The organism is Lentilactobacillus raoultii, assembly GCF_900411375.1.
Lineage (GTDB): Bacteria > Bacillota > Bacilli > Lactobacillales > Lactobacillaceae > Lentilactobacillus > Lentilactobacillus raoultii.
Window position 1 is genome coordinate 87,063 of sequence record NZ_LS422980.1, and the last position, 15,806, is coordinate 102,868.

At 41.8% G+C, this 15,806-nt stretch carries 18 protein-coding genes and 1 riboswitch; of the genes, 3 read left to right on the top strand and 15 right to left on the bottom strand.

Features of this window, described 5'->3' with window-relative positions; translation table 11 throughout:
* The first annotated feature begins 555 nt into the window (after positions 1-555).
* Together ED605_RS00330 and ED605_RS00335 are read left to right on the top strand one after the other, a co-directional pair.
* Positions 556-747, top strand: a complete 192-nt coding sequence (locus ED605_RS00330) for a hypothetical protein (RefSeq protein ID WP_225418997.1) — start codon at positions 556-558, stop codon at positions 745-747.
* Between the two features lie 132 nt (positions 748-879).
* Positions 880-1,410, top strand: a complete 531-nt coding sequence (locus ED605_RS00335; RefSeq protein WP_121976949.1) for a GNAT family N-acetyltransferase — start codon at positions 880-882, stop codon at positions 1,408-1,410.
* 8 nt (positions 1,411-1,418) lie between these two features.
* Here ED605_RS00335 and ED605_RS00340 read toward each other — a convergent pair whose 3' ends face one another.
* The 13 genes from ED605_RS00340 to ED605_RS00395 all read right to left on the bottom strand — a co-directional run bounded on the left by ED605_RS00340 (position 1,419) and on the right by ED605_RS00395 (position 13,048).
* Positions 1,419-2,294: a metallophosphoesterase family protein gene (locus tag ED605_RS00340; protein ID WP_121976950.1), complete on the bottom strand. Its 876-nt coding sequence runs from the start codon at positions 2,292-2,294 to the stop codon at positions 1,419-1,421.
* Positions 2,294-2,806, bottom strand: coding sequence for an ATP-binding cassette domain-containing protein (locus ED605_RS14700; RefSeq protein ID WP_225418999.1), 513 nt, complete (start codon positions 2,804-2,806; stop codon positions 2,294-2,296). The genes ED605_RS00340 and ED605_RS14700 overlap by 1 nt, the downstream gene beginning before the upstream one ends.
* Positions 2,755-3,411, bottom strand: coding sequence for an ABC transporter ATP-binding protein (locus ED605_RS14705; RefSeq protein WP_225419000.1), 657 nt, complete (start codon positions 3,409-3,411; stop codon positions 2,755-2,757). Before ED605_RS14705 ends, ED605_RS14700 begins: the two co-directional genes overlap by 52 nt.
* A 16-nt stretch (positions 3,412-3,427) precedes the next feature.
* Positions 3,428-4,249, bottom strand: coding sequence for a carbohydrate ABC transporter permease (locus tag ED605_RS00350; protein ID WP_191981320.1), 822 nt, complete (start codon positions 4,247-4,249; stop codon positions 3,428-3,430).
* On the bottom strand, positions 4,239-5,183 hold the full coding sequence (locus ED605_RS00355; protein WP_121976951.1) for a carbohydrate ABC transporter permease: 945 nt from the start codon (positions 5,181-5,183) through the stop codon (positions 4,239-4,241). Before ED605_RS00355 ends, ED605_RS00350 begins: the two co-directional genes overlap by 11 nt.
* On the bottom strand, positions 5,170-6,450 hold the full coding sequence (locus ED605_RS00360) for an ABC transporter substrate-binding protein (protein ID WP_121976952.1): 1,281 nt from the start codon (positions 6,448-6,450) through the stop codon (positions 5,170-5,172). The genes ED605_RS00355 and ED605_RS00360 overlap by 14 nt, the downstream gene beginning before the upstream one ends.
* Before the next feature lie 119 nt (positions 6,451-6,569).
* Complete coding sequence (locus tag ED605_RS00365) at positions 6,570-7,859, bottom strand: D-alanyl-D-alanine carboxypeptidase family protein (protein ID WP_225419001.1); 1,290 nt, start codon at positions 7,857-7,859, stop codon at positions 6,570-6,572.
* Positions 7,860-8,167: 308 nt separating this feature from the next.
* Complete coding sequence (locus ED605_RS00370) at positions 8,168-8,743, bottom strand: hypothetical protein (protein WP_121976953.1); 576 nt, start codon at positions 8,741-8,743, stop codon at positions 8,168-8,170.
* Between the two features lie 271 nt (positions 8,744-9,014).
* Positions 9,015-9,233 (bottom strand): DUF3923 family protein, encoded by a 219-nt coding sequence (locus ED605_RS00375; protein WP_162919708.1) that lies wholly within the window; start codon positions 9,231-9,233, stop codon positions 9,015-9,017.
* Positions 9,234-9,315: 82 nt separating this feature from the next.
* Positions 9,316-10,056: a glycosyltransferase family 2 protein gene (locus ED605_RS00380; RefSeq protein WP_121976955.1), complete on the bottom strand. Its 741-nt coding sequence runs from the start codon at positions 10,054-10,056 to the stop codon at positions 9,316-9,318.
* Positions 10,057-10,150: 94 nt separating this feature from the next.
* Positions 10,151-10,339 (bottom strand): hypothetical protein, encoded by a 189-nt coding sequence (locus ED605_RS00385; RefSeq protein WP_121976956.1) that lies wholly within the window; start codon positions 10,337-10,339, stop codon positions 10,151-10,153.
* Between the two features lie 353 nt (positions 10,340-10,692).
* Positions 10,693-11,421 (bottom strand): L-ribulose-5-phosphate 4-epimerase, encoded by a 729-nt coding sequence (locus ED605_RS00390; RefSeq protein WP_121976957.1) that lies wholly within the window; start codon positions 11,419-11,421, stop codon positions 10,693-10,695.
* A gap of 19 nt (positions 11,422-11,440) precedes the next feature.
* The gene (locus ED605_RS00395) at positions 11,441-13,048 is read right to left on the bottom strand and encodes a xylulokinase (RefSeq protein WP_121976958.1); all 1,608 of its coding nucleotides are present in this window, start codon (positions 13,046-13,048) and stop codon (positions 11,441-11,443) included.
* Positions 13,049-13,261: 213 nt separating this feature from the next.
* A riboswitch (TPP riboswitch) is annotated at positions 13,262-13,352 on the top strand.
* Positions 13,353-13,462: 110 nt separating this feature from the next.
* On the opposite strand from ED605_RS00395, the gene tenA reads away from it, so the two are divergent.
* On the top strand, positions 13,463-14,131 hold the full coding sequence (gene tenA / locus ED605_RS00400) for a thiaminase II (RefSeq protein WP_121976959.1): 669 nt from the start codon (positions 13,463-13,465) through the stop codon (positions 14,129-14,131).
* 92 nt (positions 14,132-14,223) lie between these two features.
* Here the strand turns inward: tenA and ED605_RS00405 are convergent, their stop codons facing one another.
* Both ED605_RS00405 and ED605_RS00410 read right to left on the bottom strand, forming a co-directional pair.
* Complete coding sequence (locus ED605_RS00405; RefSeq protein WP_121976960.1) at positions 14,224-14,895, bottom strand: Crp/Fnr family transcriptional regulator; 672 nt, start codon at positions 14,893-14,895, stop codon at positions 14,224-14,226.
* Between the two features lie 74 nt (positions 14,896-14,969).
* Positions 14,970-15,623, bottom strand: coding sequence for a hypothetical protein (locus ED605_RS00410; protein ID WP_121976961.1), 654 nt, complete (start codon positions 15,621-15,623; stop codon positions 14,970-14,972).
* Positions 15,624-15,806 lie beyond the last annotated feature (183 nt).

The window sequence follows — 15,806 nt, forward strand, 5'->3', positions numbered from 1 at the left end:
CAACATGCAGGTCATCATTCTTACCCCGCCTAATTTTCCGAGCTCTTTTAAAACTAGTTAACACGTGTTCATAATATATAAACACATAGTGAAAAATGTTCCCGGATTTAAAATTGAACTGCAACGCTGAGCCAGGTATACAAATAGGCCATAGAGACCTACGCTTGATAGTGACTAAACAACTCAAGAAAGGACTTCTCTATGACCCAGATCAAGCATACTACTACGTCGCATCTTAAACTACGCCACGCCTACCAAAGTCTTTAGTTCATACGATACTTTATTTGATTAGTTAACTAGACCACTATGAAGTAGTGTCTCCCAAGTGTTGCACTTGATTTGACAATTCGGGTAGTGAAAAATGTTCATAATTTGTGTTCAAAACGCCTGACATTTTGATGTAAGGTCGGTATAATAAGGGCGTGGAGAAACGCAGACAATTTGTTGCTACGCTTCAATCAATTCCTTGAATTTAGAGTGTGAAGTGGTGGTTTCTCACCCTCCAACTCCGCCAAATTGCTTGCCGTTTTTCACTAATTTTAGGGGAGCGATATCATGATGGATGAAAACTTCAAAATCACGTTAATTGGTCTGTTAACTCTGATTATTGGCACAATCTTCGCTTCGATTGTTGCCAGTTTCGGTTTCACAACAGTTTTACCTGGTTTGTTATCATTCTTAATTGCGGCAGCGTTGGTTCTCCTTGGATTTAGATTTACCAATCATCACCTTGCTTCGAGGCACTAATAACTTGTAGCAGGCAGATGAAACGGTCCGGCAAATTTTGTAATTGAAATTTGTCGGGCCGTTTTTGGCACCATCGTTTATTTTCCCAATAGCGTATACTGGACACAAATAAACCACAAAGGGGAAATCAAAATGTTTGTTCATAAAGTTAACGAAACATTGGCCTTTAAACTACCTGAAGAACGTGACGCAACTAATTTACTTGAGCTTATTGAAGCCAACCGTACCGAATTTGGTGAATGGCTGCCATGGGTTAAAGACTCATTTTCGGTTAACGACGAAAAAGCTTTTATCAAAAACGGTCGTCAACGAATGGCAGCTAACTCATTCTGGTTTGCGGCTATCCTCTATAAAGGTGACATTGCCGGGATTATCGATCTCCATCAAATTAATCACAACCATCACCGCTGTCAAATTGGCTATTGGCTAACCGGCAGTTTGCAGGGAAACGGCATCATGACCGCAGCCGTTCGTGAACTTGAAACCATCGCCTTTCAGGAATTGCAGATGAACCGTCTCGAAATCTTGGCCGATGTGCGTAACAAAAAAAGCCGCAACGTCGCTGAACGTCGAGGTTTTCACTTAGATGGTCTCCTAAAACAATATGCTTTTTATAACGGCCAGTTCAGGGATATGGCTCTTTATTCCAAGCTCAAGTCATAGAATCCCTCCTACTCATGACTCATTAAATGATGCCAGGCCTGCATCAAAACTTTTCGATCAACAAAGTCTGTATTGGGGATTTTAAACGAGTTAATGGTCTTGGTCCCCAGATAGAGCAAGCGCTGTTCAACGCCGATGGCCGCCCCGTCTAGAGTAATCACATTATAGGCTGTTCCATCGGTCACGAAATGTTCGTGTGGGTTGGCGCAGTTAATATGATAAGCTGTGGAATCAGCCACCACGTTTAAAATTCCGTCCACCAAGTAACTATTGGCAAAATGGACATGCCCTGAAAAAATGGCTTTAATGTTGGTGTGATCAATTACTTTTAACAAATCTTCCCCATTTTGCAGGATACTGTAACGCATCTGTTGGAGAGGCGGCCCGAACAAGGGATGGTGCATAAAAATGATGCCCGGTTTCGTTGATTCTTTCAATTGGCCGCTTAGCCACTGTAATTGGGTTTGATCCAGATAACCCTGTTCAATGTTGCCACATTTGGTGTCCAAAAAATAGCCATCCCATTGATCTAACGACTCATGGTAATAATAGCGGTTAGCAACGTGCCTTCGACCCAAAAAGCCGTTGTAAAACTGATCCGTTCGATCATGGTTTCCTAGAATGACTTTGATTGGTGCCATCAGGCGATCCTGCTCCTGGTCCAATAAATGGTGAAAATCAGCGTAGGATTCTGCATCCCCTTCATGGATCAAATCACCACTAATGACGATTAAATCAGGATTAACATTGGTTGTATAAATATCATCAAAAACGGTTCGCAGCTTTTCTTCAGGATCAATCTGCTGGTGATTAGCGGGTGAAGCGCCCGCCGGTGTTAAATGGGTGTCAGAAATTTGAACAATTTTGCACTGAGCCATTCTCATCACTCCAATTCATCATTTAATTGCTGATCAACGACGTTTTCTTTTGTCTGACTGTCAAATAACAGCACCGCCGAGTCATCCAGTTGAGCGTAGGCTGTTTTCGGTGCCGTTTTAGACCACCGATTAACGACCACTTTTAACTGACTGTTTTTAAACGCTCGACAAGTTAGCTGTTTGAATCTACCGTAATCCAAGACGGTTTGAACTTCAATCGGGAAGCTTCCAGGAACCGGTTGCGCATGTAATTGAATATTTTCCGGTCGAATCCCCAGTAAGTAATGCTGGCCTTCAACTAGCGCCTCCCAAACGGATTGGCTGAGGTTCGAAACAATTATTTGGTCATCACTAATCAAATTACCATGATCAAATTGAACCGGTAATAGGTTAATTTGGGGCGTTCCAACAAACTTGGCTACAAATAGATTGACCGGGTGCCGGTATAGTTGATCAGGGGTGGCAATCATCTGAATCTTCCCATCATTAATGACCGCGATTCGATCCCCCAGTGCCATTGCCTCCTGCTGATCATGGGTGACGTAGATGATGGTTTGTTGGTTTTGCTTGTGAAGCTGTAAAAGCTGATCACGAGCTTTTCCCTTAATTGAACGTCAATATTAGATAGTGGTTCATCAAGTAAAAAGATCTTGCTTTTCTTCGCCATTCCTCTCCCCAAAGCTACCCGCTGTTTTTGACCACCGGAAAGTTGGGCCGGATACCGGTCTCGATAATCTTTCAAATTTAAGGATGCTAAAATCGCCGCCAATCGCTGCTGCCGAACTGATTTGGCCACCTTGTGAACTTTCAAGGCATACTCCAAATTTTGATAAACGGTCATATTAGGGTAAAGGGCGTAATCCTGAAAAACCATCGCAATATTTCGCTGGCGACTTGTCATCGCTGTGGCATCGCGGCCATCGATTAAAATTTGACCGGCAGTTGGTTTCTCAAGACCGGCAATCATTCTTAACGTTGTTGATTTGCCACAGCCTGAAGGTCCCAGAAAAACCAGGAGTTCTCCCGGCCTCACCAATAGATCCATTTGGTTGATCACATTTGTCTTTTTATGATAACTTTTCGAGACGTCCTTTAATTCAACTGAAAATCCATTAGATGCCATCTTGATTTCTCCTCATTCACTTCAAACCTGACTGACTGATACTACTCAAAATATATCGTTGAAAGACAATGTATATCAAAAGCGGCGGCATGATCATGATGACGGCCAACGCCATCGCCAACGGAAAGTTAGTCCCACCTTCACTTGAAATATAATTTTGAAGTGCCAACGGTAATGTAAAGCTACTCTTGTCTTTTAACACCAGTGTTGGCCAGACATACTCGTTCCAACTATTGATAAAGAAAATCGCACCAACACTGATAATATTTGGCTTTAATAACGGCACAACCAAATTACTGAAGATTCGTCGATCGGGAATTCCATCCACTTTGGCTGCCTCGATCAAAGAGTTGGGAATCTTTTCCATGGCTTTTAGAAACAGCATAATGCCCGTTGCGTCACACATTTGAGGTAGTGCGACGCCAACAACGTTATTCAACAAATTCATTTTTGAGATCACCAAATAGTTTGGAATCATCACGGTTGTGAAGGGGACAAAAATTGTGGCCACAAATAAAAAGTAAACCAGCCGACGACCCTTGAAATGAAAGTTTAAAAAGCCATAAGCAGCCAATAAACCGGTTAGCACTTTTCCGAGTGTCACCAAGGTTGCCATCAAAAATGTATTGCTGATCATCTGAAGAAGATTAATTTGCCGATTTAACGTTTGGTAATTAGACAACGTCGGGTGGCTTGGGATCAGCTGCAAAATGGCGTGATAAGATTCCTGCAGCGTTTTAAAAGAATTAGCAATCATAAAAAGGACCGGCACAATCACGCCAATACAAATCAGTAGTAACAAAATATGCCACAAAGCATGCCGTCGTTCAGTCACCATCTTGATGTCTCCCTTCAACAAATTTCATTTCAACCAGCAGTAACACTAGGAAAATAATCAAAGTGACCGTTGCTAAAGCGGAGGCATTTCCCGTTTTATAAAGGACAAACGCATTTAAATAGGTGTGGTACAAAAGGTTAGAGGATCCGTAATCCGGACCACCCTGTGTAATCACGTTCAATGGCGTAAAAACGTATTGAAGGCCTTGAACAATCGTTAAAATCAAAACGTAAACGGCAACGCCTCGGTTCATTGGTAACACAATATTCCAAATTACCCGCCACTTAGGAATCCCATCAAGTGCCGCCGCATCCAGAATATTTTTGGGAATTGTGCCCAGTCCGGTCAAAAGTAAAATAAAATTATAGCCAAAAACTTTCCAATTAGTAATTAAACAGATGACGACAATCGCCATTGCACCTGAATTGGTCCATTGTGGCAGTTTCATCCCAAAGTCACGCAGCATTAAGGCCAATGGTCCAGACACCGGGTTCAAAATCCATGAGAAAAGCATTGCCCCAACAACTAATGAAAACAGGCTTGGAATAAAAAACAAAATCTTATAAGCCCCCTTCATTTTTCCAATAAAGAAATTGACAATCAATGAAATCAAATAAGGAAAAATAAAGTTCAAGATTAGCAACAGGCCAATGTAGATGAGCGTGTTAACCATCACTTTTTGATTAATTGGATCCGTTAAAATGCTAATGTAATTCTGTAAGCCGACAAATTCCTTGGTCGGTGCGATTAAATTCCAATTAAAAAAACTGAGATAAAACGTATATCCCACTGGTACCACGATAAACACCAACAGTAACAAAGCCGATGGCAAAAAATACAGCAACGGTTTAACTCGATAGCGAAAACGGTCCCTTGACTTAGGGCCGGAGCGACTGGCAATCTTACTTTTAACTTGCGAATTATTGCTGATCATTGATCTTCTCCTGAGCTGATTTAAGGGTTTTCCCGACGTTGCTACCGGATAGAATCTTGTCACGCGCATCAATCATATCCTGCTCAGCTTGAAGGCCGTTCTTTGGAAATGATGTCCAAGGTACAGCGTTTGGTAACTCCGCAACAGCTGGTTTAATCATCGGATTGGCCGCCAAATACGTTTTAAACGCACTCGATTTTAGTGACGTCTTTGTTGGTGGTAAATAACCGGTTCCCTTGTCCCATGTCAGCAAGGAATCATTTTGATACATAAACTTTTCAAACGTCCAAGCAGCCTTTTGTTGAGCTGTTTTTTGGGCCGTAATTGCCAACATTGAACCCCCAACCGGAACCGTTAGTTTGTGGCCATCAAAGGTTGGCGCAGATTGAGAAGAGGCTTTAAAACTGACACTCTGCTTAATATGGGATGCTTGAGCAACCGTTGTGAAGGCCATCGCCACTTTGCCATTGACAAAATCATCCATCCCTTGATTCCATGGCGTATGAATGGCCGACTTATCCTTCAACACCATATCTTGATAGAGTTGATAAGCTTTCTGCCCCTGAGTGCTTGCAAAAGCAGCCTTGCCGTTAGCATCTTTAATTTGAGCGCCATTACTCAGCATCATTGCTTGCTGGGCCCAAGTGTCAGCCGGCTCTTGGATATAAACACCGTATTTACCACTCTTTTGCTTAATCGTTTTGGCGGCTTTGGCAACCCCTTCCCAAGTCTTCAAACTGCTTTTCTTAATGCCGTCCTTAGCTAACAGATCATCATTAGTATAAAGAATGGGTGTACTAAGTGAGTAAGGCAATCCTACCAGCTTTCCTTTAGCATTCTTCGCAAATGAAAGTGTTTGAGTAGAAAAATTATTCGTGATTGTCTTCTTGTTTTTATCAAATTGCTGAGCTGCATCGGTCGGTGTCATGTATTTGAAATTGTCTGAAAAATAATTGGTAAATGCCCAGCCAATTTGAACAACATCCGGGACTTTTCCAGATGCTTGAGCCGACTGCAAGTTCTGCATTAATCCTTGATACATATTCGGATTGTACTTGGCCGTGACTTTAATATTTTTATGCGTTTCGTTAAACTTTTTAACCAGCTTATTAACCGAAGCACCACCAAGTGTCTGCGCGTTCACGTGCCAATATGTAATGTGTGTGACTTTATGCGCAGCGGAATTCGAACAACCAGCAAATAAAAGTGCCATCGAAAAAATTGAAATAATGCCTAAGACTTTCTTAGTCAATCCTTTAAGCTTCATCGAAGAGCCCTCCTTTTCTTGACAACATTAAAATAACAAATCGGTGTAAAAAATAAGCCATCTTAATGTATCAAAAGCGTAAAAAAGCCAGAGGATGATTCCCTCTGACTTGGTTTACGCTATAAATGTCTGAAAAGATCGCCAATCACTCTTACCAGGCTGCTGATAATCCCGCCCAGGAAATGACCGACTTTAGCAAGAAATGACTCATGCCCGGTTTTTTTATCAGTCGACTTCTTTTTAGGTGCCTGCAGTGTTTTGGCAGCCAGCATTGGCACTTCAGCGGTACTATTGCCGACCTTTACAAGTGCTTTGCCAATGGTTGACCCCTTCTTAACCGGTAACTTGCGGGCTTCGCCAGCGTATGATTGATGAAGTGTCGGCTTGGCTGCTTTGGTTCGCCAGATAACGGCTCGAGAATCCTGTGGCAATGCAGTTACTTGATGTTTACCAATCGAAACTGTTTGGTCATGAAGCTTGACCGTTTCAGTTGTGTAATTCTTTTCAATCGATCGGATCAATTTTTCCATAGATGAAAAAATAGTATTACTATCAATAATTGTGGCAATCAAATGCCGGCCGTGGTGCCAAAATGATGCTGTCAAACAAAGACCGGCACTATTTGTAAAACCGGTTTTGAGACCGTCAACGTGTTCGTTCTTCTTATAATAAACATCGCCTGGCAACAGTCGATTACTATTGACCAAGACTTGTTTATCAACCTTCATTGACGGTTTTGAACTCCATTTGGTAATCGTCGGGAACTCGCTTAATACGTGAGCCGCCACCGTGGAGATCGCTTTGGCACTCACCATATTTTGTGCTTTTTTTCCGGTTCCCGGTACCTGCAGCTGATACTTGGTCAAATCAGTATTATCTAAACCAGAACTGCTGACGAAGTGGGCATCCAGTTGCCATTGTTTAGCCTGCTGGTTCATCATTTTAATGAACTTGGTGTTATTGCCATGAGCTACCAGCTGACCAAGGGCAATTGCTGCCGAATTGGATGAGGCGATTAACGCTGCTTGATAAAGCTGCTTGACCGTATATTGCTTGGATTTCTTAATTTTAAAGGAACCCAATTCATAGCTTTTACTCATTTTGATCAATGGCTTACTAACCGGAACCTTTTGATTCCAAGATAACTGATGCTGATCAATTGCCCTTTTAGTTAGATATAACGTCATTAACTTGGAAAGACTGGCAATCGGGCGCTTTTGATTACTGTTTTTTTGGTATAATAGTTGTCCGGATTTTGCATCCATGACATAAATCTCTTTGGCTTCAAACCGGTACTGCGCTTTTTTACTCTTGGCTTGAGTAGCCGTTACGGTCATTAACCCGGCCAACAAACCGGCCAGTGTTAAAATAACCGCCATTAGCTTGGTAAATCGGGAAGTGCCTTGCACGATCAAACCTCCAATAACTTCTTAATCCGAATTATCATACCGCTTTTTGGCCAAAAAGAGTGGAAATTCAATTATTCTTTACATAAAATTTACTCAGTCTTCAAACTATTTTCACAATTTAACGCAAGCGCAAAGAATGATACTATCTTGAAAAAAATATTCAGCAATCATTTACGTACAACGACAGTTTTAAGATTGATCATCCGTCAGTTTTAAACGGGGACTGCAACTAAGGCCTTTCCAAATTTAGTGCTAAACAAACTTTTTATTTCCATCTGTTAAAAGAGCAAAGCTTGTTGTTCCAGCACTTAAACTATTTTAGAATCAAAAACAGTTAAAATACTGGAAATATTTGAGGCACTGGCAGTCTTTTTTGAAGGCCCCTTTTGCAAATCCTTCTTAACCTTACGATGCTTTTTCTTTCCAGCAAGTGCCGCGTATTTCATCTTTGATCCCTTTTTATCGCCGTACTTCTTGCTATCCCTTTTAAAAGCATTCCGAAGTTTCTTCTTTGTCGCTTTAGGGGCCTTCTTAATCAATCTGTTTAACTGCTTTTTGCTTATCTTATTAGTTGCCTTTTTAGCTATACCTTTTGTCGTAACGGCTTTAACTTTTTTTGAAGTAGCTTTCTCATTTAAAACCGTTTCTTTCAAAGCTTCTCTTGGAGAACTCTGGAAAACCTGCTCCTGACCATTAGAGTTCCGTGTATATGGTTCAGGTACTTTAGTTGCTGAAATCATTTCAAATTGTCGCACCTTCTGCAAGGTAATATTATCGAATGACCTTGCCACCACATCTGCGTTCACCTTTGTTGTTGCAAACAAAAGTACTCCGCTCAAAATTAAAAGGATCTCAAACAGCTTTAAATTTATCTCTTTTATCACAATCAGTCCCCCAGGCCCCACTAATTTCTCAACATTATGTTCTTGTAAAGCATCCACGATTTAGTTTTAAACTAATTCGTAAAATGTGTCAATACAATTTTGTAATAATTAATAGAGGTTAGTGTTTATCCCATTTTAGGACATCCCGAATTGTCAATAAGGATACCGTAACTTGAAAGTATCAATTCCCTGATTACTCAAAATCCACCAACCGATTGTCTTCTGAATCGGCCAGTGGGTTTAAAATCCTCATTTACAATATCATTGAAATTCAGTGTAGACGTTTCCTAATCAATGCTAATCTAATCAATTGAATGATGACAACTACTAATAGAACAACGCCCAGCACACCAATTGCTGCTAATCGATCACCCGTTGTTTGAACAGCCCCAGTGCCATCCACTCGACGCATCATTAAGAAAACGGTTGTCAGTCCAAATAATATTAGCATAATCAAATTAGTGATCCACCAAGCCTTCAACTCTAGCATCCCCATTTCTTCAATTTGTGTTTATGCCATTAACCATCTTTAGGCTACTCTTAAGTTTGATATTAGCGCTTGAACCCGTTCTCTATGGCATTAACGTCATTCCCATTTCATCAATATGGCGGCGAACCACCCGTTCCTTTGCCCGCATTTGGTAAGTTGCACTGTGAATAATACTATTGCCACGGTTCACTTTGTTATAAAGTGCGGCATCATAAAATAGAAATTTATGGGAAACCAGCATATACTCCGCCGTAAACAATAAGTCCTCCGCCAAATCCAGTGACTCGTCAAACCGAATTTGATGATCTCGAATAATCGACAGTCGAAAGCCTTTGTTCCAAGTATAACCGCCAATGCCATCTCCCCGGTAATTAATCGAATCATAGGCCCGCCGTTTGGTGATGGCTTCAAATTCCGGTCGTCCGGCATGTCGAGAACCACGCCAACTCCAATTAAAGCCAACAATTACCAAATCTGTTTTGGGATCGGCTAAGCCTGAAACCATAACTTCCAAATACGATGGATCCAAAAGGTCATCGCCATCAACGAACACGATAATTTCACCTTTCGCATGATCAATTGCATAATTACGTGCTTTGGAAACCCCTTTATGTTTTTCAAAGTAGTGGGGCTTAATCCGCTCATCCTGTTTTGCAAAGGTCTCAATCACCTTAGCAGTTTGATCCGTCGAAGCATCGTCAACCAGTAAAATTTCAAAGTTTTGGCAAGTCTGTTTAAAAATACTATTCAATGTTTTTTCCAAGTACTTCCCCAGATTATAAGTTGGAATTGAAATTGTTACCAACGGTGTCTTAGTTGCCATCGTTAACTCCCCCATTCATGTAAGCGTTCTGATTTTGTGGTCAGTTTATCTTTAGAATAGGAACTGGTCAACTATATCGACTTCAATTTAAAAATTACATTAGGGCGACAAACAAGGCCTTCAAGCCAATACCGCTCAACACGCCAATTACAAACGGTCCGGTTGTGAACGCTAATCGATCAGTACCGGCAATTTTTTCAGAAATCCAAAGTAATGTTAGTGCAATAGTAGGCATGGCGATCATTAATACAAGTGGGGATGAATGATTAACCAATGGTTGCAAAAAAATACTTTCCTGGAAAAGCAATTAGGGTGCCCATGGCAAAAATTAGGAATAAACGAAAATAGGTTGATTTTGTTTTCATTTTGAAATAAAACCTCTTCCGATAGTCTCAAAAGGTTGATTACAGCCCTTGGTCAACGCCAAATCTGAACTCAATTCAATATTACTGACAAAACGATTCAAGCTCAGGTTGCAATTGCGTCAAAAGGTTATTGAAATTAAAGACATTAATTGTAAGAACAATAACATACAAAAAAGCCCCAAGCAATAACCTGAGGCTTCATATGTTTGAGTTAATTCGTCTGCAAGAGGGCTCCCGACCGTTAAAATGACAATCCTGCAAACGTGATTAATTATTCGTGTTCTGCGTGTTCCTTTGACTTGGCACTGTTTTGACCGTAGTAGGCGTTAGCACCGTGCTTACGGTAGTAGTGCTTGTCCAGAAGATATTGTGGAACATGAATTTCATTCCGGGTCAGTTGCAAAGCATGGTAACTGATCTCGGCTGAAACTTCCAAGACCTTGGCATTGTAAACTGACTTGTCTGGTGTTGGTCCCCATGAGAATGGACCGTGTTGGCTAACCAAAACTGCTGGAACAGCATCCGGATCAATGCCCCGCTTCTCAAATTCGTCAACGATGACCTTACCCGTATTTAATTCGTAAGCCTCTTTGATTTGCTTTTCACTTAATGCCGGGGCACATGGAATGTCACCGTAGAAAGTGTCGGCATGAGTTGTGCTGACCGCTGGAATATCCATTTTAGCAGCAGCAAATGAAACGCCCCAAGGTGAATGGGTGTGAGTGATACCACCAATATTTGGAAAATGATTGTAAAGATAAGTATGCGTTGGTGTATCACTTGAAGGGTTCAGATCCCCTTCAACCACTTTACCGTCCAAATCAACCACCACCATATCAGATGGCTTCATCTTATCGTATTCAACACCGGATGGTTTGATGACAAACAAGCCTTTGTCACGATCAATTCCGGAAACGTTACCCCAAGTAAATGTCACTAAGTCCAACTTGGGTAGTTGCATGTTTGCTTCGTAAACTTCTTGTTTAAGCTCTTCTAGCATAATTTGCATTCACCTTTCATTATTTCATTTTCATTGATTTAACGGCTTCACTTTCAACCGGCAAAGCAGCCTTGTAGTTATCAATAAACTTGTCATATCCTTGAACGCTGGCTGGTTCTGGATAAAGAGTGGCTTTAGTAGCATCCTTAAAGACCCGGTTAGCCAGGTAATCTTCCAAAGACTCACCATTGTTACGGTTCACACAGAAGAGAGCCAAAACTGCCATCCCCCATGGACCGCCTTCACCTGCATTTTCCATTACGGAAATCGGCGTGTTCAGCGCATCAGCCAATACTTGTTGAGCCACGACCGGTGTCTTGAAAATCCCACCTTGAGCAACCAGCACGTTTGTCTTAATATGCTCTTCACGCAATAGAATGTCCATCCCGATTTTCAATGGCGCAAAGGCTGAATAAATTTGGGTCTTAATAAAGTTGGCCAAATTTAATTTAGCATCCGGTTTGCGAACAAATAACGGTCGGCCTTCCGGCATCTTAGTGATATTTTCACCTGACAGATAGGCAAAGTTAACCAAGCCACCGGCATCCTGATCACCCTTAACAGATTCCGCAAACAACGTTCCATATAGGTCATCCGGCTTTAATTGAAGGCCAAGCGCCTTGGCAAATTCGCCAAATAAACCCACCCAAGCGTTAATATCGGATGAACTGTTATTAGTGTGAACCATAGCAACCGGTGCACCATCCGGTGTTGTCACCATATCAATATCGCGGTGAACCGCCTTCATTGGTTGATCAAGCACGACCATGGAGAAGGCCGATGTTCCGGCAGAAATGTTACCAGTGCGTTTCTTAACACTGTTGGTTGAAACCATCCCAGTCCCGGCATCCCCTTCAGGAGGTGCAATCAAAGAACCAGCTTCAAGTTGGCCGCTTTGATCCAGTAATTTAGCACCATCAGCGGTCAATTCACCGGCTTTTTTACCTGCTGGCAAAACTTTCGGCAAAATATCAACTAAATTCCAAGGGTATTGTTGAACTTCAGCCAAACCGTTGAATTTATCAATCATCCCTTGATCATAGGAAGTGGTCTTTTCATCGATTGGGAAGACACCGGACGCATCACCAACGCCCAATACCCGTTCACCTGAAAGTTTCCAAGTCACATAACCGGCAAGGGTCGTTAAAAAGTCAACCTTCTTAACATGATCCTCTTTATTGAGAATTGCTTGATACAAATGGGCAATACTCCACCGTTCCGGAATGTTGAAGTTAAACAGCTTGGTTAATGATTCGGCTGCTTGGCCTGTAATGTTATTCCGCCAGGTTCTGAACGGTACCAATAATTGGCCGTCCTTGTCAAAGGCCATGTAGCCGTGCATCATGGCACTAACGCCGATTGACCCAATTTTTTTGAGTTCAACGCCGTACTTATCATGAATTTCTAATGCCAAAGTTGCGTAGCTGGTTTGAATACCATCCCAGATTTTTTCAATCGGATAAGTCCAAATGCCGTTATTTAGTTCGTTTTCCCAAAGATAATCGCCAGAAGCAATTGTTTGGAAATCGTTGGTAACCAGGACTTCCTTAATACGGGTCGATCCCAGTTCGATACCTAACGAAATGTTTCCGCTTACAATTTCGTCTCGTACTCGACTTTCGTCCATTGTTTTATCCTCCAGAGTTGCTCGTTATTAATTACATTTACTGCTTAATTGTAGAATATTCGTACGGATAAATCAATGGTATTTGTTATTTATAGGATAAATCAGATTGATTTCTGCTAAACTAACCACTGTATTAAGGCTTCAAACTATAGTTGCTCAATAACGGTGATTGTTGTATATTTAATTTGCATTAATCAATAAAAATTAAATTCATCTGATGGTCTGGGGTGCTGTTATCGGCTGAGAAATACCCATGGAACCTGATGCAGTTAATACTGCCGAAGGAAGACCCTCTAGTCTAAAAGCAATGATTCGAGCTTGACTAAAAGGCCATTTTCTTTTTGGAAGTGGTCTTTTTTCATGAGCAGGTCTGCTTCTTAGACCATCAAGATAAATAAGAAAGAGGTTATTATTTTGACAACGTTTACCACTCAAATCCACGAACTGGCAAAACCGCTTTGGCTTCGAAGCGCTCACCATCCCTTCATCAAGCAACTGACCACCGGTGATCTACCACTATCGACCTTTCGCTACTACTTACTACAGGACCGCTATTACCTGAGTGAATTTGGTAAATTGCATGATAAGATAGCCGATCAGCTCACTGACAAAACAGCTATCCAGTTTCTTCGCGATGGCGCTCAGGGACTTAAAAATGGTGAAATTGCGGTTCGAAAGGGCTTTTTCACTCAATTAAATATTACCAAAGAAGAGGTTGCCCTAACCCCCATTGCGCCCACCGCTTATAACTACGTAAACCACATGTATGCCGCTCTTTATCAGGGGTCACCCCAACGAGCAATTGCTGCCCTATTACCCTGCTACTGGCTGTATAACGAAATCGGCCAGGCATTGATTAGTCAGGGTTCTCCCGTGGCCCTCTATCAGCAGTGGATCGAAACCTACGACAGTGAGGGGTATACCGATAGCGTGAATAAGATGATTCAATTAACCAATCGAGCAGCTGAGCAGGTAGATGATTCAGAGCGACAAGCCATGACGACCGCCTTTATCAGAAGCAGCGCCTACGAGCTTGGCTACTGGGGCATGGCCTTGCGTCACGAGAATTGGGATGCACTATAGAATGGATTTTTGTCACTATTTAAAAGCAGGGATCAAGGTCGGCTGATAAATCACCAACTCCTTGATCCCTGTTAGTCTATTGTAAGTGTCGTTTAAATCATTTCGGTTAACTTATCTTGGTCAACAATCTCAACAGTCGACGCCTGCACACGAATTAAGCCGGCTTTAACAAGCTGCTTAAAAGTTCGACTGATAGTTTCTGGAGTTGTCCCAATAAAAGTGGCAATGTCTTTTTTCTTTAGGGGAAGTTTAAAGTGGGTCTCATTTAAAGACGCGCTGGTTTCCAATAAATACTTGGCTAATTGACCTGCAACATCCGAAGTTGCTGAAACGGTCTTCTCTTCTTGAAGATGATTGATCTGTTGACTCATGGTTGTCAGCAAGTTCACCGCTAATTGTGGACTTTGTTTCAATAAGTCTTGAAACGCATCCTGGTCAATCTGACACACTGTCGAATCGACCAAGGCCGTTGCCGTAACGTTTCTCTGATCACGACTGAACAGAGCAGCCTCACCATCAAAGTCTCCCGGCTGCATGACTTTTAATAGCTGCTCCTTGCCATTTTCTGCAATCTGCGACAGTTTAACCTGTCCACGTTCCAATATCATGAAATGGCCAATCCGATCTCCAGCCAAATAAATGATGGTTCCTTTCTGATAGTGGTGTTGGACCACTAGATTCGCAACTGCCGTTTTTTCAGCTGGCGGCAGCGATTTAAAGAGTGGCACCAAATTGACACAATTCAAGGCATGTTTCGCATCCATTTTCAACTTCACCTTACTTTTCTAAGTATGACTCCAAGTGCTTGATAGTTCGAGGTCTAACTGCTTGGTTACACTCACTTTTCTGAGGACAGTTTTGCCAACCAATTTTTGGTCGGTGTGTCCGGTGCCGTGCTTGAATCAAACGGGAGTGGCTTAAAAGCAGCCTCAACCTTTTTCCAGTTGATATGGTTGCCATCCATGAAGTTTTCAGCTAGTGTCGCCACCTGATTGAGATTAATTTGCTTCATCAATTGAGGATTGTTTCCGAGTGTCGCCAATAACGTATTAGCTGCCAATTGCCGAGCGACAACTTTTTCAAACGCTTCACTCGTCAGAAAATCCGTCAGCAACAACCGTTTTTTTAACGGGACTGCCGGAATTTCACGTTTTAAAAAGCGCTGAAACTTGGACCAATTTCGGACGATTGCCCGATAAAACTGATATGGCACCCGAACATTAATTTTCTTAAGTGTCTCAACAGCCAGTTGTTGGATCGACCAATTTTCATTCAAGGGTGCGTTGTCAACCCACTCGATCAGAAAACGTTGGATGGTTTCCTTATCAGTGCCAATCATCTTGGCTTTTAACGTCAAGCCGTAGCGCACAAACACAAATTGGGCAAATTGCGCTGGTGTGATGGTGCGGTCATTTTTTTCCTGACGGGCCTTACGTATTTCTTTTATCTGTCGAAGCTTGCTTGACTTGGCAAATTTGCCTTGTTTTACCATTTGTGACCACCTATATTATATCTATTGTTTCGAATCATCTTAATTACCTTAATTATACCTGAATAATCTCTACTTTTAAAATTTGCCTGATTTGGTCCTTTTGAGGGCCATTTTTTTATCCTTTCAGGCACTTTTGATCGCTGACAAAACTTAACTGATCACTAACCGTCACATTTTGAGGGA